At 70.9% G+C, this 26,472-nt stretch carries 19 protein-coding genes; 11 read left to right on the top strand and 8 right to left on the bottom strand.

The window, feature by feature from the left end; genetic code table 11:
• Positions 1 to 77: 77 nt before the first annotated feature.
• The 5 genes from BMW85_RS14330 to BMW85_RS14310 all read left to right on the top strand — a co-directional run bounded on the left by BMW85_RS14330 (position 78) and on the right by BMW85_RS14310 (position 6,203).
• A complete protein-coding gene (locus tag BMW85_RS14330; protein ID WP_091081441.1) occupies positions 78 to 1,661 on the top strand; it encodes an IucA/IucC family protein in 1,584 nt (527 codons plus the stop codon).
• A 102-nt stretch (positions 1,662 to 1,763) separates the two neighbouring features.
• Positions 1,764 to 2,609, top strand: a complete 846-nt coding sequence (locus tag BMW85_RS14325; RefSeq protein ID WP_177240679.1) for an STAS domain-containing protein — start codon at positions 1,764 to 1,766, stop codon at positions 2,607 to 2,609.
• A gap of 3 nt (positions 2,610 to 2,612) precedes the next feature.
• The gene (locus BMW85_RS14320) at positions 2,613 to 2,828 is read left to right on the top strand and encodes a hypothetical protein (RefSeq protein ID WP_091081438.1); all 216 of its coding nucleotides are present in this window, start codon (positions 2,613 to 2,615) and stop codon (positions 2,826 to 2,828) included.
• A gap of 28 nt (positions 2,829 to 2,856) precedes the next feature.
• Positions 2,857 to 4,710: a CheR family methyltransferase gene (locus tag BMW85_RS14315; RefSeq protein ID WP_091081436.1), complete on the top strand. Its 1,854-nt coding sequence runs from the start codon at positions 2,857 to 2,859 to the stop codon at positions 4,708 to 4,710.
• 86 nt (positions 4,711 to 4,796) lie between these two features.
• The gene (locus BMW85_RS14310) at positions 4,797 to 6,203 is read left to right on the top strand and encodes a dihydrolipoyl dehydrogenase family protein (protein WP_177240678.1); all 1,407 of its coding nucleotides are present in this window, start codon (positions 4,797 to 4,799) and stop codon (positions 6,201 to 6,203) included.
• Here BMW85_RS14310 and BMW85_RS14305 read toward each other — a convergent pair.
• The 3 genes from BMW85_RS14305 to BMW85_RS14295 are packed head-to-tail and all read right to left on the bottom strand — an operon-like array spanning position 6,160 to position 8,853.
• Complete coding sequence (locus tag BMW85_RS14305; RefSeq protein ID WP_177240677.1) at positions 6,160 to 6,558, bottom strand: STAS domain-containing protein; 399 nt, start codon at positions 6,556 to 6,558, stop codon at positions 6,160 to 6,162. The two genes, BMW85_RS14310 and BMW85_RS14305, sit on opposite strands and share 44 nt — an antisense overlap.
• Before the next feature lie 55 nt (positions 6,559 to 6,613).
• Positions 6,614 to 7,648 carry a hypothetical protein gene (locus tag BMW85_RS14300; RefSeq protein ID WP_091081433.1) on the bottom strand — a complete coding sequence of 345 codons (1,035 nt, stop codon included), beginning with the start codon at positions 7,646 to 7,648 and terminating at the stop codon, positions 6,614 to 6,616.
• The gene (locus tag BMW85_RS14295; RefSeq protein WP_143082279.1) at positions 7,645 to 8,853 is read right to left on the bottom strand and encodes a hypothetical protein; all 1,209 of its coding nucleotides are present in this window, start codon (positions 8,851 to 8,853) and stop codon (positions 7,645 to 7,647) included. Before BMW85_RS14295 ends, BMW85_RS14300 begins: the two co-directional genes overlap by 4 nt.
• 258 nt (positions 8,854 to 9,111) lie before the next feature.
• Between BMW85_RS14295 and BMW85_RS14290 the strand changes: the two genes are divergently transcribed.
• The 3 genes from BMW85_RS14290 (at position 9,112) to BMW85_RS14280 (ending at position 13,736) form a co-directional block, all read left to right on the top strand.
• On the top strand, positions 9,112 to 11,256 hold the full coding sequence (locus BMW85_RS14290; protein ID WP_245774790.1) for a transglycosylase domain-containing protein: 2,145 nt from the start codon (positions 9,112 to 9,114) through the stop codon (positions 11,254 to 11,256).
• Between the two features lie 226 nt (positions 11,257 to 11,482).
• Positions 11,483 to 12,454 carry a LacI family DNA-binding transcriptional regulator gene (locus tag BMW85_RS14285; protein ID WP_026214357.1) on the top strand — a complete coding sequence of 324 codons (972 nt, stop codon included), beginning with the start codon at positions 11,483 to 11,485 and terminating at the stop codon, positions 12,452 to 12,454.
• Positions 12,441 to 13,736 carry a serine/threonine-protein kinase gene (locus BMW85_RS14280; protein WP_143082278.1) on the top strand — a complete coding sequence of 432 codons (1,296 nt, stop codon included), beginning with the start codon at positions 12,441 to 12,443 and terminating at the stop codon, positions 13,734 to 13,736. Before BMW85_RS14285 ends, BMW85_RS14280 begins: the two co-directional genes overlap by 14 nt.
• A gap of 92 nt (positions 13,737 to 13,828) precedes the next feature.
• Here the strand turns inward: BMW85_RS14280 and BMW85_RS14275 are convergent, their stop codons facing one another.
• Positions 13,829 to 14,920: a glycoside hydrolase family 12 protein gene (locus tag BMW85_RS14275; protein WP_091081427.1), complete on the bottom strand. Its 1,092-nt coding sequence runs from the start codon at positions 14,918 to 14,920 to the stop codon at positions 13,829 to 13,831.
• Between the two features lie 264 nt (positions 14,921 to 15,184).
• Here BMW85_RS14275 and BMW85_RS14270 point away from each other — a divergent pair, with 264 nt between their 5' ends.
• Both BMW85_RS14270 and BMW85_RS14265 read left to right on the top strand, forming a co-directional pair.
• On the top strand, positions 15,185 to 16,249 hold the full coding sequence (locus BMW85_RS14270) for a lytic polysaccharide monooxygenase (RefSeq protein ID WP_091081425.1): 1,065 nt from the start codon (positions 15,185 to 15,187) through the stop codon (positions 16,247 to 16,249).
• Positions 16,246 to 16,779, top strand: a complete 534-nt coding sequence (locus BMW85_RS14265) for a hypothetical protein (RefSeq protein WP_091081424.1) — start codon at positions 16,246 to 16,248, stop codon at positions 16,777 to 16,779. Before BMW85_RS14270 ends, BMW85_RS14265 begins: the two co-directional genes overlap by 4 nt.
• A gap of 134 nt (positions 16,780 to 16,913) precedes the next feature.
• Here BMW85_RS14265 and BMW85_RS14260 read toward each other — a convergent pair whose 3' ends face one another.
• Positions 16,914 to 19,493 carry a glycoside hydrolase family 9 protein gene (locus BMW85_RS14260; protein WP_425434334.1) on the bottom strand — a complete coding sequence of 860 codons (2,580 nt, stop codon included), beginning with the start codon at positions 19,491 to 19,493 and terminating at the stop codon, positions 16,914 to 16,916.
• Positions 19,436 to 22,336 (bottom strand): glycoside hydrolase family 48 protein, encoded by a 2,901-nt coding sequence (locus BMW85_RS14255; protein ID WP_245774789.1) that lies wholly within the window; start codon positions 22,334 to 22,336, stop codon positions 19,436 to 19,438. The genes BMW85_RS14260 and BMW85_RS14255 overlap by 58 nt, the downstream gene beginning before the upstream one ends.
• Before the next feature lie 317 nt (positions 22,337 to 22,653).
• On the opposite strand from BMW85_RS14255, the gene BMW85_RS52320 reads away from it, so the two are divergent.
• A complete protein-coding gene (locus tag BMW85_RS52320; protein ID WP_091081420.1) occupies positions 22,654 to 25,005 on the top strand; it encodes a glycoside hydrolase family 6 protein in 2,352 nt (783 codons plus the stop codon).
• Positions 25,006 to 25,143: 138 nt separating this feature from the next.
• Here BMW85_RS52320 and BMW85_RS14245 read toward each other — a convergent pair whose 3' ends face one another.
• Both BMW85_RS14245 and folP read right to left on the bottom strand, forming a co-directional pair.
• The gene (locus BMW85_RS14245; protein ID WP_091081419.1) at positions 25,144 to 25,545 is read right to left on the bottom strand and encodes a DnaJ family domain-containing protein; all 402 of its coding nucleotides are present in this window, start codon (positions 25,543 to 25,545) and stop codon (positions 25,144 to 25,146) included.
• 10 nt (positions 25,546 to 25,555) lie between these two features.
• On the bottom strand, positions 25,556 to 26,455 hold the full coding sequence (gene folP, locus BMW85_RS14240; RefSeq protein WP_091081417.1) for a dihydropteroate synthase: 900 nt from the start codon (positions 26,453 to 26,455) through the stop codon (positions 25,556 to 25,558).
• Positions 26,456 to 26,472: the final 17 nt, after the last annotated feature.

Here is a 26,472-nt window from a genome sequence, read left to right as displayed (position 1 = left end):
CGACCTTCTCCTACCGTTTGTACCCATCAGCGGACACAGGCTAGCCAACCAGGATGTACGTGAAAATCGGGGGAATTATGGGGCGAGGAGAGAGCGAATTCGCCGCGGAGCTCGCCGCCGTGCGCCCAGCCCTGTCGGCCGCGTACGCCGCGGCGGTGCCCGGAGCCCGCGCCGCCGTCCTGGGCCGCCTGTGGCGCAGCCTCCTGCACGAGCCCCTGCCCGGCATCGCCACCTCCCTGGGCCACACCGCCCAGCACGGTTGCCCACCCCCGGAGGGGAGCGAGGTGGTGCTGGCCGACGGGCGGCGGCTGCGCGGGCCGGAGCGGCGGCCCCATGACCTCGGCGAGGTGCCCGTCCTGTGGCTGGACGGGACGCCGTACCGGGAGCCGGCCGCGCTCCTCGCCGCACTCGGGCTGCCCGGCAGCGCGCGACTGACCGCCGACCTGGCCAACAGCGTCGCCTCCCTGGCCCTGTCCCGCGCCAACGCCCGCGCAGACCGTCGCCACACCCCAGAGGACCATGAGCAGGACGTCGTGGACGGCCACCCCTACCACCCGTGCTGCCGCAACCGCCCCGGCGTCTCGGTCGCCGAACAGCTCGCCTACATGCCCGAGCACCGCCCCGTCGTCGCCCTCGACCTGGTCGCCGTCCCCGCCGCCGACTGCCTGGTCTCCGGCCCGTGGCCGGACGCGCTGACCGACGGCGACCGGCTGCTGCTGCCCGTGCACCCCTGGCAGAGCGAGCACGTGCTGCCGGACCTCGGCGTGCGGCCGTACCGGAAGGGGGCGATCCCGGCCCGGCCGCTGATGTCCGTGCGCACCCTCGCCCCGCTGGACGGCGGGCCGCATCTCAAGACGGCGTTCACCACGCGGATGACCTCGGCCGTACGCGACATCTCCCCCGGCTCGATCCGCGACTGCGTGCCGCTGTCGGACCTCCTCGCGGAGCTGTCCCGCCGCGCCGGAGGCCCGCGCGTGATCCGCTACCTGGCCGGGGCCGCCGCGACCGCGAAGGGCGAGTTCAGCGCCGACCTGGCGGTCATGCTGCGCGAGCCCACCCGGGCCTTCGCCGGGAACAGCGCCGACGTGCTGCCGGTCGCCGCGGTGACCCCCGGCGCGGTGGACGACCCGGCCGCCTGGCTGGCCGCCTTCGCCCGGCTCGCGCTGCCCGCCGCCCTGCGGCTGCTGGCCGCCGGCGCGGCGCTGGAGGCCCACGGCCAGAACCTCCTGGTCCTGCTGGACGGGCGGGGCCGGCCCGCCCGGCTGGCCTACCGCGACCTCGCCGACGTCCGGCTCAGCCCGGCCCGGCTGGCCAGGCACGGCGTCGAGGTGCCGCCGGTCGCCGCGCGGCTGCTGCACGACGATCCCGGCGTCCTGCACGCCAAGCTGTACGGCTCGCTGGTCGGCACGACGTTCGGCGGCCTGGTCGCCGGATTCTCGGGCGGTGACCGCGACGCGGAGGCGGGGCTGTGGCGGATCGTGCGCGACGCCGCGCGGGAGGCGTTCGACGGGCTGCCATGCCATCCGGACGTACGGGCCGACCGGGAGGCGCTGTTCGCCCCGTACCTCATGGTGAAGGCCCATCTGCTGGCGCAGCTCGACTGCACGCCACCAGGGGACAACTGGATCAAACTGCCTAATCCACTCTTCGCATCGCTATGACTGCGAATCGTCTGGCCCTCGGCGTCGGGAGGGAGCACTATGGCGGAGGACCGCGATGTGTGCCGCCACGTTCGCGAGGCGGGGGAGGAGGGCCGTCCGGTGATGCAACTTTCTGTGCGGCTCGTGCCCGTCGGGGAGACGACCCTGGTGGTCGCCCTCACGGGAGAGCTGGACTCGACGACCAGGCCCGTCCTGGCCGCGTTCCTGGAACCGCTGCCGCAGTCGAGGGTCAAATACGTGGTGATCGCCGCCGCCGACCTCTGGTTCTGCGACCTCGACGGGCTGGAGCAGCTCGCGCTCACGCACAGCGCCATGCGGAGGAAGGGCGGTGGCCTCGTCGTCGCGGAGGCCAGGCCGCCGCTGCTCCGGCTCATCTCGCTCATGGCCGGTCAGGCGGAGCCGATCCCGGCCTATCCCAGCATGCCGGAGGCCCTGGAGCAGACCGACGTGGACGTCTACGAGGTGTCGGGGCCGCCCACCCCGGTCCCCCGCCACATGCCGGTCCTCCGCAACGTCCGCACCACCCCGCTGGGCGAGGACACGCGCGACCGGCCGCGCCCGCCCCGGCACCCCCGGCCCGGCGAGGCGCCGCCAGGCGAGGCCCGGCCCGGTGCGACGCCGCCCGACGAGACGCCGCCCGACGAGACGCTGCCCGCGTTGTCCCTGGCGGTGAGCCGGTCGCGTGGTCTGCGCGAGCAGGCCCTCCGCCAGCGCTCGACGCTCACCCGGCAGCTCCTGCGGACCACGCAGTCCCGCACCCTGCTGCTGTCGGCCCGCGAGCGCTGCTTCGCCAGCCTGGAGGTGCTGCGCACGAGCCGCGTCAGCATCCGGTCCGCGATCGACGGCCAGGCCGCCCCTCCCACGCCCCACGTGCCCGGTCCGCATGACGGCGCGCATGAGGACGGCGTTTCCGGACAGGAGAGGAGGCATGTGGACGACAGGAGGTGACAGGTGCGCGACGACGAGTTGGCCAGGGAGATCGACCAGCTCCTGCGGGACAGCCGGGTGAACGCGCGGGCGGACGTCGTCGAACGCGCCCTGTGGGTGGCCGTCCGGCGGCTGGAGGAGCGGGTGCGGACACTGGAGCGCCTGGCGGGCACGGCGGCCGAGGAGGGCACGCTGCGATCCGGTATCGGCCGGGGCGACGAATCCGCGATGACCGACTGAGCGGAGCCGCCCGGCGTAGGCTGGCGCGGTGACTCCTGAGGATGAGCGCGACCTCGACGATCTCCTCCTCCTGCTGAAGGAGACCCGCGGCTTCGACTTCACCGGCTACAAGCGCAACACCCTCGTACGCCGCCTCGCCCGCCGGCTGGAGGCGCTGAAGCTGAACGCCTACGGCGAATACCGGGACTACCTGGAGCTGCACCCCGAGGAGTACACCCGGCTGTTCGACAGCCTCCTGATCAACGTGACGAGCTTCTTCAGGGACGCCGCCGCCTGGCAGCGGCTGCGCGAGAGCGTCCTCCCCGCCCTGGTCGAGCACAAGGACACCGGCCGGCCCATCCGCGTGTGGAGCGCCGGCTGCGCCACCGGCGAGGAGGCGTACACCATCGCCATGGTGCTGGCCGAGGAGCTCGGCGTCGACGCCTTCCGCGAGCGCGTCAAGATCTACGGCACCGACCTCGACGAGAAGGCGCTGCACCTGGCCCGCACCGGGGTCTACTCCGAGCGGGCGCTCGGCGAGGTGCCGCTCGACCTGCGCGAGACCTACTTCGAGCCGGTCGACAACGGGTTCACCTTCCGCCGCGACCTGCGCCGTCAGCTCATCTTCGGCCGCAACGACCTGACCCGCGACGCGCCCATCTCGCGCGTGGACCTGCTGGTCGTCCGCAACACGCTGATGTACTTCAACACAGAGATGCAGGTCAACATCGTCCGGCGGTTCCACTTCGCGCTGGCCGACTCCGGCTTCCTGTTCATGGGCAAGGCCGAGATGCTGCTCAACCACAGCGACCGGTTCGAGCCCGTGGATCTGCGGATGCGGCTGTTCAAGAAGGTGAGACCGGTCGGCCACAGCTCCCGGGCGACCTGGTCGGCGGTCGGCAGCGCCTCCGACCTGGCCGCGCGGCTGCCCGCCCTGGCGTCGGTCGCCCTCGCCTCGGGGCCGGTGGCGCAGCTCGTGCTCGACCTGCCGGGCGACCTGGCGCTGGCCAACTCCAGGGCCGAGGCGCTGTTCAACCTCGGCCCGCGCGACGTCGGCCGGCCGTTCCAGGACCTGGAGGTGTCCTACCGGCCGGTCGAGCTGCGCTCGGTCATCGAGCAGGCCCGCCGCGAGCTGCGTACGGTCGAGCTGCGGGAGGTGGGCTGGCGCCGGCCCGGCCAGCCCGAGGACAGCGTCTTCGACATCTCCGTGGTGCCGCTCCTCGCCTCGGGAGATCTGGCGGGCATCAGCATCCACTTCAACGACGTCACCCGCTACCGCAGGCTGCGCGACGAGCTGGAGGAGGCCAACCGCCAGCTCGAACAGGCCTACGAGGAGCTCCAGTCGCTCAACGAGGAGCTGGAGACCACCAACGAGGAGCTCCAGTCCACCAACGAGGAGCTGGAGACCACCAACGAGGAGCTCCAGTCCACCAACGAGGAGCTGGAGACGATGAACGAGGAGCTCCAGTCCACCAACGACGAGCTGCAGCAGATCAACGACGCCCTCGCCGCCCGCACCATCGAGCTGGACGAGGTCAACCGGTTCGTCTCGTCGGTGGTGCGCAGCCTCGGCGACGCGGTGGTGGTGCTGGACGACCGGCTCAGGGTGATCGTCTGGAGCCCAGGGGCGGAGGAGCTGTGGGGGGTGCGCGCCGGCGAGGCCGTGGGCGCTAACCTCTCGGCGCTCGACATCGGCCTGCCGCTCGACACGCTCTCCCCCCGGCTGCGGGCCGCGCTCGCCGACGGCGCGGGCCCCCGGGAGAAGGCCGAGGGGCTGGCGCTGGACGCGTTCAACCGCAGGGGGCGGCCGGTGGCGCTCTCGGTGCAGGTGTCCCGCCTGCGGGCCGAGGACGACGACACCCGCGGGCTCATCCTGGTGATGAACGTACGGGGCGACGGCTGACGCCCGTCCCGAGCGCGCCACGCCCACCTCCGCGCCCTTCACATGAAAGAGTGCGATGCAGGGACGAAACGTATGGGGAGGCTGGGGTGCCCGACGAGTTCGACGTGATCGTGATTGGCGCCGGTCCCGCCGGTGAGAACGTCGTGGACCGGGCGGTGCGCGGCGGCCTGACCGCCGCGATCGTGGAGGAGCGACTGGCCGGCGGCGAATGCGCCTACTGGGCCTGCGTGCCGAGCAAGGCGCTGCTGCGGCCGGTGGACCTGGCCGGCGAGGTGAGCCGGGTGCCGGGCCTGTCGCTCGGCGAGATCGACGTGGCCGCCGTGCTGGCCCGCCGCGACGAGGCCGTCTCGCGCTACGACGACGGCGGGCAGGTGCGGTGGATCGAGGGCGTGCCGGCCGAGTTCGTCCGCGGCCGGGGACGGCTCGACGGGCCGAAGCGGGTCCGGGTGACGCTGTCCGACGGCGGCGAGCGGGTGCTGACCGCCCGCCAGGCCGTGGTCCTCGCCACCGGCAGCACGGCGGCGGTGCCGCCGGTGCCCGGCCTGGCCGAGGCCAAGCCGTGGACCAGCCACGAGGTGACGGCGGCGACCGCCGTCCCCGAGCGGCTGGCCGTCATCGGCGGCGGCGTCGTGGCCTGCGAGATGGCGCAGGCCATGCACGGGCTCGGCGCCCGTACGACGACGATGCTCGTGCGCGGCGGCGTGCTGCTCGGCCGGATGGAGCCGTTCGCGGGCGAGATGGTGGCCGAGTCGTTCGCCGAGGCCGGCATCGACGTGCGCACCAACACCGGCGTGGTCCGGGTGGAGCGGCCCGAGCCCGGCGGGAAGGTCACCGTGCACCTGTCCGACGGGCCGCCGCTGGAGGCCGACGAGCTGCTGGTCGCCACCGGCCGCGAGCCCGCCACCGGCGACCTGGGGCTCTCCTCGGTGGGCCTGGCCGACGGCGCGTACGTCGAGGTGGACGACAGCATGCGCGCCACCGGCGTGCCCGAGGGCTGGCTCTACGCCGTGGGCGACGTCAACGGCCGGGCGCTGCTCACCCACATGGGCAAGTACCAGGCCCGGGTGTGCGGCGACGTGATCGCGGCGCGGGCCGGCGGCGACGAGCTGTGCGCGATGCGCGACCTCGCCGACCACTACGGCGCCCCGCAGGTGGTCTTCACCGACCCGCAGGTCTGCGCGGTCGGCCGTACGGAGGAGGGGGCGAAGAAGGCGGGCTTCCACGCGCGCGCCGTGGACTACGACCTCGGCTCGGTGACCGGCGCCTATCTGCTGGGCGACGGCTACCGGGGCAGGGCCAGGGCCGTCGTGGACGAGGACAGGCGGGTGCTGCTCGGGGTGACGTTCGTCGGGCCGGGGGTCGGCGAGCTGTTGCACGCGGCCACGATCGCGGTCACCGCCGAGGTGCCGATCGACCGGCTCTGGCACGCCGTGCCGTCGTTCCCGACGGTCAGCGAGGTGTGGTTGCGCCTGCTGGAGGCGTACGGACTGTAGCGAGCTCCACGAGGATCTCCGCGACGCTGTCGCGGAGCTCGACGTGCGAGAGCAGGTCCGTCAGCCGCAGCACGGACAGCAGGTGGCCGGACGGCCGGACCAGGATGATCCGGCCGTCGCCGTGCTCCTCCTCCATGCGCTGCATCGCCATCGCCAGCACGCCGATCACCGAGGAGTCGTAGAAGTCGAGCTCGGCGAGGTCGAAGACGAGGACCGGGCCGTCGGACCAGTCCCATACGGCGTTGACGTCGGCGCTGAACCTCACCCGTCCCGCGTGGTCGAGCCGGCCGCGGGCGCGCAGGACCGTGCAGTGCGGATGCCGCGTCGTGTCGATGCGCAGGCCGTCGCTGGTCACCTGTTCCTCCTGCCCAGAGGGCGGCGTTATCACAGGTGATCGCCGTTTTGCCTGCTCATCGGAGCTCGGACGGCCGCGTCCCGGAGGGGCGGTCGCTGACGGTGCCGTACTCCAGGGTGGGAACCACGCCCGGGACGGGCGTGAGGAGCACCAGCAGCGGCGAGCGGGCCGGGCTCCGCACCTCCAGCTCGGTGACGTTGCCCTGGGGGCGCTGCTCGGGCACGCCGAGGTCGCCGTCCCGGATGCTGAGCACCTGCTCCACGTGCGGGGCCGCTGCCCGGACGAGCTTCCTGGTGGCGTGCCGCAGCCAGCGCAGCTCGCTGTTGATCCGCCTCCAGGTCGCGGGGATGACGGCGGCCGGCTCCGCCTTGGTGCCGAGCCGGAAGGTGAGGTAGCCGCTGGAGCCGAACGTGTGCCGCAACGCCGGGTTGACCACGAACAGGTTGGAGCGGAGCTGCCGCGTGCCCTGCCGGCTGAGGTTGGCCAGCCCGCCGGCGCTGATCAGCGAGTACAGCTCGCAGCGGCACCCGTCGAGCTGGTCGGTGTCGAAGTCGGCCGCCGGCGGCTCCTCGAACACGATCTTGTCGAAGCGCAGCCCGGCCACGCCGTCGGGCATGATCCGGTCGCGGACGAGCTCGCGCACCTCAGGGCTGATGCCGTCGCCCTCCATGATGTCGAGCGCCTCGACGCAGATCAGCCCGTCGTCGGGGATCTCGTCGGCGGACAGGTCGAAGGCGACCTGGGCGTGCGGGCGGCGCCCGCGCAGCAGCACGCACTGCCGCAGCCGGCCCTGCGAGCGGATCTGGACCAGCCGGGGCAGCGAGCTCGCCGCCTCGGTGACGCCGTTGTGCCAGCCGCTCACCGAGTGCTCGTCCAACGACAGGGACATGCGCACCCGCAGCGGGCGGCCCTGCGCGGCCACCTTGAAGCCAGCCAGTCCCGAGGTCTCGAACCGGCCGATGATCTGCGAGCCGCGCTGCAGCCGGTCGGTCACCTGGAGTGCGGCGATCTGGCCGCTGCGCAGGTGCGCGGGCGGGATCGCGGGCAGGATCACCGGGTCGAGGTCGGTGCCGGACCCAACACTGTTCAACGGATGCTCCTCGCGGGGGTGAGAGTGGTGGACAGCCCTGCCGGATGACGGAAGTCGAAGCGGGTGAGCAGGGGTTCACGCCGCTCCCACATGCGGTGCACCGCGCTGAAGAGAGGGTCGCCGTCACGCTCGACGTAGCGGAGGTTGACCGCCAGCACGCGCGGGTAGTCCGGGCCGTGCGCCGAGTGCGGCAGGAGCTGGGTTGGGACGTCCGCGCCGCAGCGGCGCATCCACAACCACAGCCGGGCGCGCTCGCGCTGCTCGGGGCCGAGGATGGTCTCGCCCTTGGCGTGCGTCGCGACCGCCTCCTCCAGCAGCCGCACCTGGTCCGACGCCGTGCCCGCCAGGTGGGTGGCGCCGCAGCGGGCGCCCTCCGAGAAGCCCGCCTGGATGACAGGGATGCCGAAGGCGGGCAGGTCGCTGTCCCCGAAGCTGACGGCGACGTCGGTGAGGCTCCACAGGATGTTCGTCGACAGCCCGCCCACGCCGGAGCGCATGTGCCGGTGCTCGGGGGCGACCGGGTCGACGAACAGCCAGTTGGCGGACTCCTCGGCGGCGGCGAACCGCGCGGTGGTCCCGAACAGCTCGGTGTCCCTGCCGGGCACGTGCGCGGTGACCGTGATGGTGGGCAGGCCGGGGTCGAGGCCCAGGCGGGCGCAGCCGTAGGCGCGCAGCTGGCGGCGGTCGGTGTCCGTACGGACCTGGTAGCCGCTCTTGGCCCGCCAGGCGACCCGCTCGGCGCTGGCCCTGATCACCTCGCGGTTCGGCCAGACGTACTGCTCGAAGAAGGCCGCCACGCGGACGGGCAGCTCGTCCTCGAACGCTCTCGGCCCGTCGTCGGGGAACAGCGCGTACGCCTGGAGCGTGCCGGTGCCGTGCACGTGCACGACGGGGATGTCCCTGGGCGTGCCGCCGTCCACCCGTCCGGTCACCAGCGCGACCGGCGGCGTCTCGGGCTGGTGGTCGTCCACCGCGCCGAACACCTCGGCGAGCTGACGGGCCTCCGGGTCGCCGAGGACGACCAGCCGCGCCGCGGCGGCGCCGCACAAGGCCCTGGCGACCATGAGTGTCCGCACCGCGGCCCTGAGGTCCTGGTCGAACACCTCCGCCACGACGCATCGCTCGCCACTGGGGCTGTCTCCCCAGTACGTACGGGCCACGCGCAGCAACCGATCCAATTGCCCGCCATCTCCGACACGATGCATGAGACCTCCAACGGGGCAGGTAGATATGCCCTGGTAGAGGCTGCCAGAGGGCCGTACGTCCGCCCCTGCGCCGCGACGACGTTTTGCCGACGCCTGACGGGAACCAGAAGGAACCGTGCCGCGCCGCGCGATGTGCCGGAAGTCACGAGGGACGGGAGCGAACCAACCGGCTGTCGCCGGGGTCCAACGTTTTACATGGAGCACGCCATGCCCGGGTTTAGGATGCACCCTATTGCCACGAAGGGGAGGAATTTCCGCATGGGTTCCCGCTTGTCAAGTATCGCGCGTCTCACCGCGGCGGCGGTGGCGGCCGGCGTGGTGACCGCGGCCATCGCACTGCCCGCGGTCGGCGGCACGGGAGCCATGTTCGTGGGCGCCTCGGAGGATCTGGGCATCAAGCCCGAGGAGCTCAAGGAGCCCCCGCTGGCGGAGCAGACCACCGTGCTCGACGCCGACGGCAACGAGATCGCCTGGTTCTACGAGCAGTACCGCAAGACGATCTCGCTCGACCAGGTGGCCGAGGTGATGAAGGCGGCCATCATCTCCATCGAGGACTACCGCTTCTACGAGCACGGCGCCATCGACATCGAGGGCACCATGCGCGCCCTGGCCAAGAACCTCGCCTCCGGCGGCATCGCGCAGGGCGGCTCGTCGATCACCCAGCAGTACGTCAAGCAGGTGCTGCTCAACTCGGCGACCACCGAGAAGGAGAAGAACGCCGCGCTGGAGGCCAGCTACGCCCGCAAGCTCAAGGAGCTGCGCTACGCGATGGCCGTCGAGGACAAGTACACCAAGGACGAGATCCTGGAGAAGTACCTCAACATCGCCTATTTCGGCGCCGGCGCGTACGGCGTGGAGGCGGCGGCCCAGCGCTTCTTCGGCGTCAGCGCCTCCAAGCTCACCCTGGCGCAGGCCGCCACCCTGGCCGGCGCGGTGCAGGACCCCAACGCCACCGACCCCAACCTGGGCAAGAAGCAGCGCGCGAAGCTGCTCGACCGGCGCGACGTGGTGCTCAACCGGATGGCGGAGCTGAAGAAGATCACGCAGGAGGAGGCCGACGCGGCCAAGGCCAAGAAGCTCGGCTACAAGGGCACCCCGATCCCCGGGGGCTGCGGCACCAGCAAATACCCGTACTTCTGCATGTACGTGCGCAACGAGATCCTCAGCAACTCCGACTTCGGCAAGACGGCCAAGGCCCGTGAGCAGTTCCTCAACCGCGGCGGCCTGACGATCAAGACCACGATCGACCCGAAGATGCAGAAGGCCGCCGACACGGCCATCAAGAAGCACGTCTTCGCCAGCGACAACCCGGTGGCCTCCGAGGCGCTGGTCCAGCCGGGCACGGGCGCGATCAAGGCGATGGCGGCCAGCCGCGCGTACGGCACCAACAAGCGCAAGAAGGAAATGTCGTACAACGTGGTCGCCGACGCGGTGCACGGCGGCGGCGTCGGCTTCCAGGCCGGTTCGACGTTCAAGACCTTCACGCTGCTGACCGCGCTCAAGCAGGGCATGAAGATCAACGACGGGTTCACGGTCGGCAGCGGCTACCGCGCCCCTTACTACTCGACGTTCAAGAACTGCAAGGGCGAGAACATCGCCGACCCGAGCCACACCGTCACCAACGACGAGGGCGGCGGCGGCTTCAAGTCGCTGGCCACCGGCACCTGGGGCTCGGTCAACACCTTCTTCATGATGCTGGAGCAGAAGGTGGGGCTCTGCGAGGTCGTGAAGACCGCCAAGGACCTCGGCATCAAGCGCTCCGACGGCCTGAAGCTGCAGGAGTACTCCACGTTCACGCTCGGCATCAACGAGATGGACCCGGTGACCGTGGCCAACGCCTACGCGGCGATCGGCGCGCGCGGCAAGTACTGCGCGCCCATGGCGATCAGCTCGATCAAGGACCGCAACGGCAAGGTCACGACGTACAAGCCGAAGTGCAAGCAGGCGATCGACCCCGAGGTGGCCGACGCGGCGGCGAACATCCTGTCGGGCGTCTTCACCAAGGGCACGATGCGCGGCGTCGGCGGCATCGGCCGCCCGGCGGCGGGCAAGACGGGCACCACGGACTCGCAGGCCACGGCCTGGTTCGCCGGGTTCACGCCGGACCTCGCGGGGGCGGTCAGCATCGGTGACCCGCGCGGCGCGATCAACCACAAGCTCAACAACATCACGATCGGCGGCCGTTACTACGGCTCGGTCTTCGGGGCCTCCATCCCCGGACCGATCTGGAAGGACACCATGCTCGCGGCGCTGAAGGACGTCCCTGCGACGGACTTCACCCCGGTCAACAACTCCAGGTTCGGCGGGTGCGGGTCGAGCTGCCAGCCGCGCCGGCCGGTGGAGCCCGAGCCGGGCGACGAGGGCGACGGCTTCGACGTCCGCTTCGGCGGCGAGGACGGCTGATCGAAAAGGGTTCTTTTCAAAAAGGTCGGATACGACAAAACGGACATGGAAATATGCCGGTGATCAACCCTCGGAACAAAAACTCCGAGGGTTGCCACCGCCGCTAGCTCCGCAAATTCCGGATGCGTCCGCACAACGGGACGCACTCTCAGCAAAGGCCCTATTAACAACGGCGAAACGTTGGTAACGTTGGGAGCGCTCCCAGGATCTTTCCGCGAGGTGCTCCATGACCGAGCAGCCCACACTGGCACAGGTGGCGGCCGCTGCAGGGGTTTCCCCCGCGACCGCATCAAGAGTCCTCACGGGCTCGGTGCGGGTCAGTACCTCGACCCGCCGCCAAGTCTACGACGCCGTCTCCCGGATGGGTTACGTCCGCCATCGGGCGCCCAGGGGCGCGGCCGCGAAAACCACCGCCGACGGCGTCACCGCCGTTATCTGTGACCACCTTCCCCGACTGTTCTCCGAGCCCTACTACGCCAGGCTCCTGTCCGCGGCCGGCGCCGTGATCGCCGAGCACGGCACCCACCTCATGGTGACCACCGTCACCCCCACCTCCTCGACCCTTCCCGCGCTGTCCGGCGCGGTGCTCATCATCGGCGCGCGCGAACGCCACCCCCTGGCCATCAAACTGTCCACCTCGGGCATCCCGGTCCGTAACATCGGCCGGCCGCCCCACGACCTCAAACTGCCGTACGCCGACGTCGACAACCTCGACGGCGGGCGGCAGGCGGCCGAGCACTTCCTCCTCACCGGCCGCCGCAACGTCGCCGCGATCGGCGGCCCACCGTCCCTGCCGGCCGCCCGCGACCGGCTCGAAGGGCTCGTCCGCACCCTCCAGGCGGCCGGCGCCCCTGACGTGCCGGTGGCCTACGGCGATTTCACCGCCGCCTCCGGCACCCACGCCATGCAGTGGTTGTTACGCCATGCCCCAGGGCTGGACGCCGTGTTCGTCGCCTCCGACCTCATGGCCGCGGGCGCCATCCAGGCGCTGCGCAGGGCCGGGCGCAAGGTGCCGGCCGACGTCGCGGTCATCGGGTTCGACGACGCGCCGGTGGCCAAGCACACCGTCCCCGCGCTGACCACCATCCGCCAGCCCGTCGAGGAACTGGCCACGGTGGCCACCCGGCTGCTCCTCACAGGGGCGGCAGGGGTGGACCCCGTCCTGCCCACGGAACTGGTAGTCCGTGAGTCGGCTTGAGCCAGGGGACGTTCTGGCCCGGCGGTATCTGCTGCTGGATCCGCTGGCCAGAGGCGGCATGTCGATCATCTGGCGTGCCTTCGACCAGTCACTGCACCGGATGATCGCGGTCAAGGTGCTCACCGCCTCCCTGCACACCGACCAGGGTGAGCGGGTGAGCGTGCGCAGCGAGGCCCGTGCCGCCGCCAGGTTCCTCCACCCCGACACCATCGAGATCTACGACTACGGGGAGACCGTGACCCCGCACGGCTCCCTGGCCGCCTACGTCGTGATGCCGCTGCTCGACGGCACGCCGCTGGCCGACCGCATCGAGCAGGGGCCGCTGCCGTGGCCCGAGGCGGCGGCCATCGCGCTCCGCCTGGCGCGCGTCCTCATGGCCGGGCACGCGCGCGGCCTGGTCCACAGGGACGTCACCGCCGAGAACGTGCTGCTCACCGGCGACGGGCCGAAGCTGCTCGACTTCGGCATCGCGGCGTGGGCGGGCGACCCCGAGGACGACCGCGGCACCCCGCCCTACGTCGCCCCCGAACGCCTGCTCGGCGCGCCCACCCATCCCGCCGTGGACGTCTACGCCCTGGGCGTGCTGCTGCACACCATGCTCACGGGGCGCAGACCGTACCCGGAGACCACGTGGGAGGAGATCGAGGCGGTCCGCCGCACGGCTCCTCCGCCGCGGGTGCCCGGGGTGCCGCATGCCGTGGCCTCGCTCTGCCAGCGCTGCCTCGCGCACCGGCCGGAGGAGCGGCCCACGGCGGCGGAGATCGTCGCCGGGCTCAACTCGGCGCTGGGCGCGGCCTCCATGGGCCGGCACGTACGCCGGGGCGTGACCGTGGTGGGATCGGCCGCGGTCGCGCTCTCGGCGCTGCTGTGGTTCCAGCAGACCGGGATCCAGCAGGGCACCCTCCCACAACCGTCCGCCGGGCCGCCTCAGCAGCAACAACAACAACAGGATCCGGTGGTCGCCGAGCCGACGGCCGGCGTCACCGCCCACTATCTGGAGAGCAGCCCGGCCACGGCCGTCACCGTGGAGCAGGCGGTCACCCAGTTCCAGAGCGTGCTTGAGGCCCGTACGCCGTGCGGCGCGACCGACGCCGACGTCGTGCTCGACCTCAAGCAGGTGCTCCAGACCACGGTGGCGCCGCAGGGGCCGTACGAGATCACCACGGAGAACCTGCGGCGCAAGCTCTCCGACCGGCTGCGGGAGGGCCGGCTCGCGCCGGCCTGTCTGAGCGAGCTGCAGGCCCGGCTCGACGACATCGAGCAGGCTCTCGAAAGGGACTGACAGCTCGATCTTGACGGAGGGGTACGGCAGCACCAGCCGTACCCCTCCTCCGCGCGGCCCGTGCCCCTCGCTCAAGCACGCCCGCACGGAACTCACGCGCAGGCGTAACCGCTCGGCACCTGCGAGTCACTGCCCGGCCTGGTCGCCTGGAAGCCGAAGCTGGTCGATCCGTTCGGTGCGAGGGTGCCGTTGCCGCTCGCGTTCCTGGCCGTGACCGTGGAGCCGCTGACGCTGAGGGTCGCGTTCCACGAGCCGGTGATCGTGTGGCCGGCAGGGAGCGTGAACGTCACCGTCCAGCCGTTCTTCGTCGACGAGCCGGTGTTGGTCACCGTGACCGGCTGGATGACGTAGCCGCCCTGCCACTGGCTCTGCGTGGTGGCGGCGGCCCTGCAGCCACCACCGCCCCCGCCGCCCCCGCCCCCGCCGCCGCCGGAGAAGGAGAAGGAGTTGACCGCCAGGCCGGCGCCGCCGACCCAGGGCTCGAAGCCGGCCTGGACGCTGGTGAGGTACCACGAGCGCTGGGCGTAGCCGCGGCCGATGGCGTCACTCAGGAACGTGTCGATCGTGAAGTCCATCGAGGCGGTGGGCGAGGTCCGCACGTACGAGATCACGTTCCAGCCGATGTTGCCGTACCAGACCTGCCAGGTGCCGCCGGCCAGGCTGACGGTGCCGATCTGGGAGCCGACCGGCTGGATCGAGCCCATGCGGTTGAGCCAGACCATGATCTCGGCGCCGGTGTTCTGGCCGTCTTTGCGCGGGGTGGGGTCGAACCAGATGTCGTAGGCGGCGTCCCACACGCCGCTGCCCGGATAGGTCATGCTCACGGAGGTGCGCAGCGAGCCGAACCCCGACGAGCTCGCCTGCATCGGCAGGTTGCTGCCGGTGCTGCAGGTGGCGTAGTGGCAGCCCGCGTAGATGGCCGGGTAGGAGGCCGGGGCGCCGTTCGTGGGCTTGTTGTGCGCGGCCTGGGTGACGGTGAAGCCGCCGTTCTGGTTGACGTCGATGCACTGGGCGGTGTCGGCGCCCCAGACGTTGTTGATGACGACGTAGCGGCCGTTCTGGACGGTGGTGGAGGCGTACTTGTCGCAGAGCACCGGGGCGGCCTGGGCGGGCGCGGCGACCAGGCAGCCGGCGAGCAGCGCCAGTAACGCCCCGATGAGCAGATGGGTGTGCGCGTACCTCATGACATGTGGCTCCCGCTTCTCGGAGAACAGGATATGTGGGAGCGCTCCCAAAGGGGAGGCTTCTCCGCGTTCCGCCGCACGGCAAGAGCGTGCATGTAATTACCACCTGCCGCGATGCGGCTACCAGGGGAAACCATGACCATGATCGGCTGAAAGTTTCACGGCGCGTTGTCGGAACGGCCCGGCGCGTGGTTCACTGGCGCTGGCCGGGCGGGCTGGGTCGTGGGGCAGTTTCCTCTGTCGTCACCGCAAGGGAAAGCCCACATGAAAGCAGTGAAGCGGACGGCGATCGCCGCCGTCCTGGTCCTGATCACCACGATCCTGATCGCGCCCAACCCGGCGCAGGCGCACGGCGTCATGATGATGCCGGGCGGCCGCACGTTCCTGTGCTGGCAGGACGGCCTGCGCGAGAACGGCCAGATCCTCCCCTACAACCCCGCCTGCGCGGCCGCCGTCGCCCAAAGCGGCTCCACGCCCCTCTACAACTGGTTCGCGGTGCTGCGCTCCGACGGCGCCGGCCGCACCACCGGGTTCATCCCCGACGGCCAGCTCTGCAGCGGCGGCACCGGTGGACCCTACGACTTCTCGGCCTACAACGCGGTCCGCTCCGACTGGCCGGTGACCCACCTGACCTCGGGCGCGACCATCCAGATGCGGCACAGCAACTGGGCCAAGCACCCCGGCTCGTTCAACTACTACATCACCAAGAACGGCTGGAACCCCAACGGGCCGCTGAAGTGGTCTGACCTGGAGCCGTTCGGCAGCGTCACCAACCCGCCGGACACCGGCCCGGCCGGCGCGCTCAACTACTACTACTGGAACAGCCAGCTCCCGTCCGGCAAGACCGGCCGGCACATCATCTACACGCACTGGATCCGCTCGGACAGCAACGAGAACTTCTACAGCTGCTCCGACGTCGTCTTCGACGGCGGCAACGGCGAGGTCACCGGGGTCGGCCCCGGCGGCAGCACGCCCGGCCCCTCCGTCACGCCGACGGTCACCTCCACGCCGACGCCGAACGGCGCCTGCACGGCGACGTGGAAGGCCACCGACACCGGCTGGGCCGGCCACTTCCAGGGCGAGGTGACGGTGAAGAACACCAGCACCTCCAGCCTGAACGGCTGGACGGTCTCCTGGACCTACGGCGGCGGCCAGGGCTTCGACGGCTCGCCGTGGAACGGCGTGCTGAGCTCTCAGCCGCCGAACGTGAAGGTCAAGAACGCCAGTTACAACGGCCAGCTCAGCCCCAACGCCACCACCACGTTCGGGTTCAACGCCACCGGCTCGATCCCGAACCCCGCCCCCACCCTGACCTGCACCAGCCCGTGATCAAGACCCGTCGCGGGCTCATCGCGGCGATCATCACCCTGGCCGGCGTGACGCTGGCCGGGGTGATGTTCTTCGCCGCCAGGCAGCCGTCGTCGCAGCTCGATCGAGAGCTCTCCGCGCAGGTCACCAAGATCCTTGAGGAGTCCTCGCCGGACGAGCACCACGCCCACGGCCACGGCACCATCGACACGCGCGTCATCTGCGCGGTGGAGCCGTTCGGCGTCGAACCGCCGGGCGCGAAGTCGCTGGTCGAGGTGACCTGGGTCTACGCCCGCCACCTGTGCGCGGTCACCGGCGAGGGCACGGACTGGGCGCAGTCCGTACGCGCCTCCGGCCCGATCGCCGTCAAGATCAGCATCCCGCCGCAGGTGCGGGTGCCCGCGCCGGGACCGGGCTACCGGGACCACGTCCTCCGGCTGATCCCCGAGCGTTACCACGCGCAGGCCCTGAAGGAGGAGTTCGCCGACGAGTCGTTCATCGACCTCGCCCGCGAGCGCTTCGCGCAGCAGGTCACCCGCCGGCAGGGCTGAAGCCACAACGACAAACGGACGCGGCCGACTGGAGGAATCGACCGCGTCCGTCCCATCCGGGCGGGGATGGTTCATCGGGCAGGGATATGAAGTTGTGGCCTCACCTCCTCATACGCAGCGGACGGCCTGAGTGTTCAGCCGGTGCCCGTGGTGCAGGTCACCGGGTCGGGGACGCTCGCCGCGCCGCTCGCGAGGAAGCCGAACGTGGTGCTCGCGCCGGCGGCGAGGGCGCCGTTGTAGCTCTCGTTCCGCACCGTCACGGCCGAGCCGGACTGCGTGAGCTTGCCGCCCCAGAGCTGGGTGATGGCGCTCTGGGAGGTCCAGGAGGCCGTCCAGCCGGTGATGGCCGCGGTGCCCGTGTTCTTCACGGTCACCTCGCCCTGGAAGCCGCCGCCCCACGAGTTCGTCACCTTGAACGTCGCCTGGCAGCCGCCCGGGGGCGGCGGCGGCGCGTCCGTGGTGGTGAACGTCGCCGCGTCCGAGGGCGGCGAGGTGTTGCCGGCCGCGTCCCTCGCCACCACGGTGGCCGAGTAGGACGTGGACGGGGTGAGCCCCGTCAGGTCGAAGGAGGCGGTCGGGGACGTGCCTGCCTTGGTGGACCCCAGGTAGACGTCGTAACCCGACACGCCCACGTTGTCCGTGGAGGCCGTCCAGGTCAGCCTGGCGGTGGAGCCCGTGATCCCGGATGCCGCGGGCCTGCCCGGCTTGCTGGGCGGGGTGTCGTCCTTCTCCTCCGGACCCGGGGGCTCACCCCAGATCTTGGTGGCGCCGCTGTAGAGGGTGATGTTCGGGGTGCGGACCGGCGTCGCGCCGGGCGTGGTGGGGATGTTCCGGTACGACCAGTCGTTGGCCGGGTCCCACGTGCCCGCGCTGCTGATCCTGAACTGCACCTCCCTGCGGTGCTGCGACTGCCCGGCCGGGGCGATGACCTGCCCGGAGCAGTCGATGTTCACGTAGTGCACGCCGCCGCCCAGCGAGCCGAGGGTGGGGGCCTTGCACTGCGTGTAGGCCGACGACACGCTGATCTGCGAGAGCGTCGTCGAGCCGTCGAGCGTGAAGTAGTAGCGGAACGAGCCGTCGGACAGGACCCGGGCGGGCCAGGCCGACTGGTTGCGGACGATGGCCTTGATCTCCGTGAAGTTCGTGCCGGAGGCGTTCACGCCGGCCTCGACGAAGATCTCGGGGCCGTCGGGGGTCTCCGCGGGCGGGAAGTTGGCCGCGGGGGTGCCCCCGTACTCCTTCTGGAGCCGGGCCAGCGCGCCGGTGAAGGCGGCGTTGTAGTCGGTGGCGACCTCGTTCATGACGTAGTCGTCACGCTTGTCGCTGTAGGCGTCGTTCGGGTCGGGCGGGCCGCCGACGAGCGCGCCGTACAGGGTGTGGCGGGTCTGCTCGGGGTTCGTGATCTGGTCGGTCCACGAGCCGTGCGCCGTGCGGTGGTGCGGGTTCTTCGGCGGGTTGGCGCCGAACCCGATCAGGTACGACGAGTTGCGCGGGTTGTCGCCGAGCGCGTAGTTGATCTGCCGGACCGCGAAGTCGTGGTAGCGGGCCTTGCGCGTGGCGTCGCTGATCGCGTCGCTGTGCACCAGCGCCGCGAACGCGGTGTTGGCCGCGTACCTGAGCGAGCCCCAGCGGTCGAGCACGGCCTGCCCGCCCGGCGAGTACGCCACCTTCGACCCGTTGACCCCGACCGTCCACCAGTCGAGCCAGCGGTTGGCGTCGTCCAGGTAGCGCTGCTTGCCGGTGAGCTTGCTGAGCAGCACGTACGCGCCGTACGACTTGTCGTCCCAGGCCAGCGTCCACTTGTACGACTTAGTGGTGCTCTGCGGCTCGTTGGACAGGTTGTCGTAGCCGGCCTCGGCCTTGGCCAGGTAGGAGGCGTCGTTCGTGGCCCGGTAGAGCCAGATCGCGCCCCACACCAGCTCGTCGTTGTAGCCGCTCCAGGAGTTGTAGTAGCCCTGGGCGTCGGTGATGCAGTCGCTGTACTTCTTCCGCACCGTGTCGGCGAAGGAGTAGAGCTGCTTGGCGTGCGTGAGCAGCGTGTCGGCGTAGGCCGCGTTCGTCGGCCTGAAGACGATCGAGGAGGCCGCCATCGCCGCCGCCGTCTCGCCCGCCAGGTCCGACCCGCCGCACGAGGCGTCGATCTTGTACGCCGGCCGCGCCATCTGCATCGCCTCGGCCGGCCCCCACCAGGCGTGGTCCGTGCCGCCGTTGCCGACCTGCCCGTACAGCACGTTCGCCGACGGGTGCGCCTTGATGAAGTAGTCGTTGACGAACTTCAGGTTGTTCAGCAGGTGGGTGAGCTGGCCGGAGGAGCTGTAGGCGTCGCGGTACTCCACCGCGCCCCAGGCCAGCATGGTGGCGCTGTACGCCATCGGGAGCCCGAACTTCACGTGGTCGCCGGCGTCGTACCAGCCGCCCGTCAGGTCCAGGCCGACGTCCTTGCCGTCGTTGAGACCCGAGTCGCCGCGCCAGGAGACGCGGTTCCAGGCGGGCAGGTCACCCGACTGCTGGGCCTCGTAGAACCACAGGGACTTCTGCAGCGCCTCGCCGTAGTTGTAGGCGGGCGCGGCGTGGGCGGGGGCCGCCGGCCCTACCCCTGTGACCAGGGGCAGGACCAGCGACACCGCAGCGATCAGCGCTGCTTTTCTTGCGGATCTCACGGGAAGAGCCGCCCGTACTCGGCCAGGGCGACGGCGACGTCCACCTGCGCCCAGAACCGGTGGTAGTTGAACACCGGCGCGGGACCGGTGCCCTTGAGGAAGGCGTCCACCTTCGGCCAGTCCGGGTCGTTCTTGTAGAACGAGCGGATGGAGATGAAGGTCGAGCTGGAGTTGATGGTGTCGCCGTTCGGCATCTTGCCGCTCCAGCCGGCCGGGACGTACACCGGGTCGTCGATGCGGTTGTAGTCCGTCTTGGTCTCCGGCACCGACACGCCCTTGGCGTCCCGGTTCTTCCAGACGCCGTCGAGCAGGGCCTTGGCGGTGTTCTTGGCCGCGGTGTGGTTGGCCCGCGCCGCGTAGTACATCAGCACCTTGGCGTACGAGCCGGCGACGCCCACGTCGGTCGTGTGGTCCACGACGGTGACGTGCAGGTTGGGGTTGGCCGGAGGGACGTCGGTCGGCGAGCTGAAGTCGCCGGCCGGCTGACCGGTCCAGCGCAGCGTCGAGGGGATCTGGTAGGTCCCGTCGGCGTTGATGGTGGTGTTGGCCAGCGCCCAGGTCACCCACTTGTCGAGGATGGTCTTGGCGTTGGCGTTGCCGGTCTGGTTGTAGAGCTCGGCCACCCGCTCCATCGTCCACGCCTGGAAGCCGAACCACTGGTTCGACGGCGGGTCGTGGTAGACGGGCTGCCAGTCGTAGGTCATGCCGAAGAACTTCGGCAGGCCGCTCGGCGGGCTGGCGTAGTGGCCCTCCCAGCTGTTGGTCGCGCCACCGGCGATGGCGCCCTCGTCGGACTGGAGCCACTTGTAGAACTGGAGCTGCCGGTTCAGGCTGGTGCTCCAGTCGGAGGCGCCGGTCGAGCTCTTGGGCTTGAGCTCGGCCACGTTGGCGAGCGCCCAGGCCGCGAACGGGTTCTGGTAGCCGGAGTGGTTGTGGCTGGAGCCGATGCGCCAGGCCCATCCGGCGCTGGAGTCGGTCGCGCCGCCCCAGGCGTAGTACCACGACAGCAGGTACGCCGAGGCGTCCTTGCCGGTCCCGGCCGCGCACGACGGGCTCGTGCAGCCCGGCTTCTTGAAGTACTTGTCGTACATCGCGTAGCGCAGGTAGTCGCCCATCTTGGCGGCCTTGGCCACGCTGGCGGAGACGTCGGCGGTCTTGCCCTGCGCCTTGGCCCAGGTCAGCGCCCAGTAGGCGACCTGGACGGCGCGCGCGTCGGCGTCAGGGGCGTTGGTGTACTTCCACTGCTTGGCGTAGGAGGAGTCCTTGATGAACAGGTCCAGGTAGCCGTTGGTGCCGCCGTGCTTGAAGGTGTCGCAGGACGGCTGCGGGATCGTCTCGAAGACCGACTCCTCCGGGCCGCGCTGGTAGGTGTTGATGTAGGCGGGCTTGGTGGTGCCGTCGCCGCAGCGGCCGAAGCCGTAGGTGTTGTCGACGTCGAGCAGCCAGTGCATGCCGTAGATGTCGCGGGTGCCGTACGCGGTCTGCAGCTCACTGGCGATCGGGTCGGTGCCGACGGACACGCCGGAGTCGATCTGCGACGGGTAGCTGCTGATCGAGTTGTACTCGGCCGCGTACGTCGCCGGCTTGGACGCGTTGTAGAAGGAGTTCGTCGGCTGGTCGGCGGTGGCCGGGATGATGTACTTCTCCATCGACGCCCAGGCGGCGTTGAACTTCGACCAGTCGCCGGTCACCTGGCCGTAGGTCGCCTCCAGCCACAGGTAGTAGCTGTAGGCCTCGGACGTGGTCTCGTGCCCGTGGTCCGGCGCCTCGACCATGAACGTCTCGACCGAGTGGTACGGCACGCCCTCAGGCGAGAAGTAGCCGTTGGCCGGGTCGTGGAGCTCGTTGTAGAGCTCGACGAAGCGCTGCACGTACTGGTTGTCGCCGCCGACGTCGTCATCGGCCTCGCTGACCGTCACGTCGACCGGCGTGTATCCGCTGGCGCTGACCCGGATCACGGCCGTGCCGCTGGTCGTGTCGGAGTCCTGCGCGGCCGCCAGGGTGACGTTCTGCGCGGTGTTCCAGTTCGACGGCGTGAAGGTGAGGCTCGCCCCGGCGGAGACCGTGATGTCGGCGTCGCCGCTGGCGCGGGCCACGCTGACGGCCACGTTGGAGGAGGGCGCCTGCGACAGCTTCACGCCGAAGGTCGCGGTGCCGCCCTCGGGCACCGACAGCGTGGTCGGGCTGACGACCAGGGCCGGGCCGGTGCTCTGCGAGACGGTGATGCCGACCGGCGAGGACGTCGTGACCGCGCCGCTGTTGTCGGTGGCGCGGGCGGTGATCGAGTAGCTGCCGGCCGCCACGTTCGTCCAGTTGTAGCTGTACGGGGAGGTGGTGTCGGTGCCGAGCAGCGTGCTGCCCTGGTAGAAGTCGACCTTGGCGACCGTGCCGTCGGCGTCGGCGGCGGTGGCCGCGATCGGCACGGTGGCGGGGGCGGCGAAGGTCTGCCCGGCCGTCGGCGAGGTCAGCGAGACCGTGGGCGGGGTGTTGTTGCCGACGCCGCCGCAGGTGACGCCGTTCACCGTGAACGAGGTCGGGTTGGGGTTGCTGCCGGTCCAGGTGCCGTTGAAGCCGATGCTGGCGGAGGCGCCGGTCGCGAGGCTGCCGTTGTAGGGCATGTTCGTGCCGGTCACGCGGGTGCCGCTCTGGCTCCAGTTGGCGCCCCAGCCGCTGGGCGTGTACTTCTGCCCGGTGGTCGGGTAGTCGAAGGCCAGCGTCCAGGAGGTGATGGGGTCACCGGTGTTCTTCAGCGTGATGTTGGCGGTGAAGCCACCCTGGCCGGGGCTGCTCGTCCACTGGTTGGCCACGTACGTCACGTCGCACGAGACCGCGGCCTGGGCGGGGGCGGCCGCCAAGGCCGTGGTCGCGCCGGCCACGAGGACGAGGGTCGTGGCCACGGCGAGCCGCCTCGATAAGCGCGTCAGAAGGGGCGGAGGTCTGAATTTCACGGGGTCTCCAGGGAGTAGGGGTGTGGGAGCGCTCCCAATCGGGATTGTGGGTGTGCTCCGGCGTATGTCAACGAAATGGCCGCCCGGTAACCCCTCTGTTTCCTCTCACCTGCCTGCCCTAGATGAAAGTTTCATCATCGTTGAAGGGCATTCGCGGAGCATGCGGGGCCCCCGGCGGCGGCGCGAGGAGGTCCCTCTGTACACCGTCCCGACGGCGGCTCACGATGGGAGCGCTCCCAGCCACCTAGCACTGGAGATGATCGCAAGTGAGACTCCAACGCGGCCTCCGCAAATGGGCCGTGACCGTGACCGCCGCGAGTGTCGCGGCCCTAGGACTCGTCGTCGGCCAGAGCACGGCCGCCAACGCCGCGGTCGCCTGCGACGTGACCTACTCTGCCAACTCGTGGACGAGCAGCCCTGGTCAGGGCGGTTTCACCGCGAACATCACGTTGAAGAACACCGGCGACCCGATCACGTCGTGGTCGCTGGCCTTCGACTACCCGACCACCGGGCAGAAGTACACGCCCAGCGGCTGGGGCGCCAACTGGAGCCAGAGCGGCACCCGCGTCACCGGCACGAACATGCCCTACAACGGCAGCCTCGCCACCGGCGCCTCGGTGTCCGTCGGCTTCAACGGCACCTGGACCGGCACCAACCCCAACCCGACCTCGTTCAGCGTCAACGGTGTGACGTGCGGCGGCACCCAGCCGGTCACGCCCACCGTGGTGCTCTCGGCCAGCTCGATCGCCGTGCCCGAGGGTTCGACGGCCTCGTTCACCGCGCGCCTCTCCTCCGCGCCCAGCTCGAACGTCACCCTCACCACCGTCCGTACCAGCGGTGACACCGACCTGACCGTCAGCTCGGGCGCCTCGCTCACCTTCACCCCGAGCAACTGGAACACCCCGCAGACGATCACCCTGGCCGCCGCCCAGGACGCCGACACCGTCGCGGGCACCGCGAGCTTCAGCATCGGCGGCAGCGGCGTCACCGGCGCCACGCTCACCGCGACCGAGGTGGACGACGACGCCACGGTGGAGCAGTCCATCATCGTGACGCCGACCTCGGTGACCGTGCCCGAGGGCTCGACCGGCACGTTCACCGTGCGCCTGGCCGCCCAGCCCTCCTCCAGCGTGACCGTCACCACGACGGCGGGCAGCGGCGACGCCGACCTGACCGTCAGGTCGGGCGCCTCGCTCACCTTCACCACGTCGAACTGGAACACCCCGCAGACGGTCACCCTGGCCGCCGCGCAGGACTCCGACACGACCAACGGCAGCCGCACGTTCACCGTCGCCGCCACCGGCCTGACCTCGCGTACGGTCACCGCCACCGAGGCCGACGACGACGGCGGCCCCACCCCGACCCACGTGGAGAACCCGTACGCCGGCGCCACCGGCTACGTGAACCCCAACTGGAGCGCCAAGGCCGCGGCCGAGCCCGGCGGCTCCGCGGTCGCCAACACCTCCACCGCCGTGTGGATGGACCGCATCGCCGCCATCGCCGGCTCCAGCAGCGCCATGAGCCTGCGCGCCCACCTGGACGAGGCCGTCCGGCAGGACGCCGCCAACGGCTCCACGCCGCTGACCATCCAGGTCGTCATCTACGACCTGCCCAACCGCGACTGCTCCGCCCTGGCCTCCAACGGCGAGCTGCGCATCTCCCAGGACGGCTTCAACCGCTACAAGGCTGAGTACATCGACCCGATCGCGGCCATCCTCCGCGACTCCGCCTACGCGAACCTGCGCATCGTCACCATCATCGAGCCCGACTCGCTGCCGAACCTCGTCACCAACCTCAACAACTTCGCCGACTGCCGCGAGGCCAACGGCGCCGGCGGCTACCGTGACGGCGTCCGCTACGCGCTCGACAAGCTCCACGCCATCCCCAACGTCTACACCTACATCGACGCCGCCCACCACGCGTGGCTCGGCTGGGACTCGAACTTCCAGCCCGCCGTCAACCTCTTCTACGAGACCGTCGCCGGCACCGCCGCCGGCGTGGACAGCGTGGACGGCTTCATCGTCAACACCGCCAACTACTCGGCCACGACCGAGCCGCACTTCACCATCAACTCCACCCCGGGCGGCACCACGGTCCGCCAGTCCAAGTGGGTGGACTGGAACTGGTACGTGGACGAGCAGTCCTTCGCCCTCGCCCTCCGCACCGCCCTGATCGCCAAGGGCTTCCGCTCCGGGCTCGGCATGCTGATCGACACCTCGCGCAACGGCTGGGGCGGTAGCGCCCGCCCGTCCGGGCCGAGCAGCTCGACCAACGTGGACGAGTTCGTGAACGGCTCGCGCATCGACCGTCGTATCCACGCCGGCAACTGGTGCAACCAGAGCGGTGCCGGCCTGGGCGCCCGCCCGACCGCCGCCCCCGTCGCCGGTCTCGACGCCTACGTCTGGATCAAGCCTCCGGGCGAGTCCGACGGCTCCAGCCGGGACATCCCGAACGACGAGGGCAAGAGGCTCGACCGGATGTGCGACCCGACGTACACCGGCAACAGCCTCAACGGCAACAACATGACCGGCGCCAAGGCGGACGCGCCGCTGTCCGGCCAGTGGTTCTCCGCGCAGTTCCGCGAGCTGCTGGCCAACGCCTACCCGCCGGTCAACTGAGGATCACCTGAACCCGGCCGGCCGGGACCCCGCCTGACCCGGGGCTCCGGCCGGCCAGAGGGACCCGCCTGACCCGGGGCCCTCAGCCAACCGGACCGGGGTCCGGGCCTTCGCGCCCGGGCCCCGTTCCCATGGGGGTCATCCCCGGGCGCGCCGCCACTCCGAGATCTCCTCGTCCACGTCGTACGGCATCAGGTTGAGCGGCGGCCCCGACAGCCCCGTCCTGATCGCCTCCCTGATCCGCTCGTTGATCGCCTCCAGGACGCGCCGCACCTCGGCCTCGGTCCGCGCCCCGCGCGCCTCCCGCAGCGCCTCCTCCGCGTCCCTGCGCAGCATCAGCGTGGGCGGCAGCGGCATCGCGAGCCCTTCGCTCTCCACCTTCTGCTTGATCCACCACATGTCGTCCTGCGGTTTGTCCAGCCCCGGCAGCGGTTTGCCCGCGCCCGGCAGGTCGTCGAACTCCCCGCGTTCCTCGGCCTCGCGGATCTGCCGGTCGATCCAGCTCTCGAAGGGCATCCCGATCGGCTTGCGATCGCTCACGTGCGCTCCTTCACGCCAGGTTGTGGCTGGGCGCGAGAGGGGCACGCCAGCCGAGCACGGCTTCGGTCATGCGTACGGCGGCGACGGTCGCGGGCACGTCGTGCACCCGCAGGATCCGCGCCCCCTTGAGCACGGCGACGACGTTGGCGGCGATCGTGCCCTCGGTCCGCCGGCCCTGCGGCCGGTCGAGCGTCTCGCCGATGAAGTCCTTGTTGGACAGCGCGACCAGCGTCGGGTAGCCGATCGCGGTGATCTCCTCCAGGCGGCGGGTCAGCTCCAGCGAGTGGAAGGTGTTCTTGTTGAGGTCGTGGCCGGGATCGATGATGATCTTGTCGGGCGCGATGCCGGCCTCCAGCGCGTACGCCACCCGCTCCCGCAGATAGCCGGCCACCTCCGCCACGACGTCGTCGTAGCTGGGCCGGAAGACGCGCCGGCCGGGACCGCCCAGGCTGTGGGTGACCACGACGCCGGCCCCGGTGGCGGCGGCCACCTCGGCGAGGCCGGGCTCGCGCAGCCCGTTGGTGTCGTTGATGACGTCGGCGCCGGCCTCGATCGCCGCCCGCGCGACCTCGGGGCGGTGGGTGTCGACCGAGATGACCGCGTCGGTGACGGCCCTGACCTCGGCGATGACGGGGGCGACCCGGTCGATCTCCTCGGCGGCGCCGATCTCGGCCTGCGCGGCGCTGAAGGCGAAGCCGCCGATGTCGACCCAGTCGGCCCCGTCGTCGACCGCCCGCCTGGCCGCCGCGACGGCGCTGTCCAGCGCGTAGGTGCGGCCCTGGTCGTGGAAGGAGTTTGGCGTGCGGTTGACGATCGCCATCACGGCGACCTGGCGCGCGAAGTCGAACTCCCGCCGGCCGATGCGCCGGACCGGGGCGATGATCGCGGGGGAAAGCTGCTCGCGGCTCACCCTTCCGACCCTACCTG

Origin of the sequence: Nonomuraea wenchangensis (assembly GCF_900111685.1) — a bacterium.
Taxonomy (GTDB): domain Bacteria; phylum Actinomycetota; class Actinomycetes; order Streptosporangiales; family Streptosporangiaceae; genus Nonomuraea; species Nonomuraea wenchangensis.
The sequence above is the reverse complement of the archived record's forward strand: the minus strand, read 5'-3'. Positions and strand labels throughout refer to the sequence as shown.

Bases quoted from the DNA above. Each gene is read 5' to 3' on its own strand.
- BMW85_RS14270 (WP_091081425.1), top strand. From the start codon at position 15,185: ATGAAAGCAGTGAAGCGGACGGCGATCGCCGCCGTCCTGGTCCTGATC.
- BMW85_RS14275 (WP_091081427.1), bottom strand. From the start codon at position 14,920: ATGAGGTACGCGCACACCCATCTGCTCATCGGGGCGTTACTGGCGCTG.
- BMW85_RS14285 (WP_026214357.1), top strand. From the start codon at position 11,483: ATGACCGAGCAGCCCACACTGGCACAGGTGGCGGCCGCTGCAGGGGTT.
- BMW85_RS14330 (WP_091081441.1), top strand. From the start codon at position 78: ATGGGGCGAGGAGAGAGCGAATTCGCCGCGGAGCTCGCCGCCGTGCGC.
- BMW85_RS14295 (WP_143082279.1), bottom strand. From the start codon at position 8,853: ATGCATCGTGTCGGAGATGGCGGGCAATTGGATCGGTTGCTGCGCGTG.
- BMW85_RS14290 (WP_245774790.1), top strand. From the start codon at position 9,112: ATGGGTTCCCGCTTGTCAAGTATCGCGCGTCTCACCGCGGCGGCGGTG.
- BMW85_RS14325 (WP_177240679.1), top strand. From the start codon at position 1,764: ATGCAACTTTCTGTGCGGCTCGTGCCCGTCGGGGAGACGACCCTGGTG.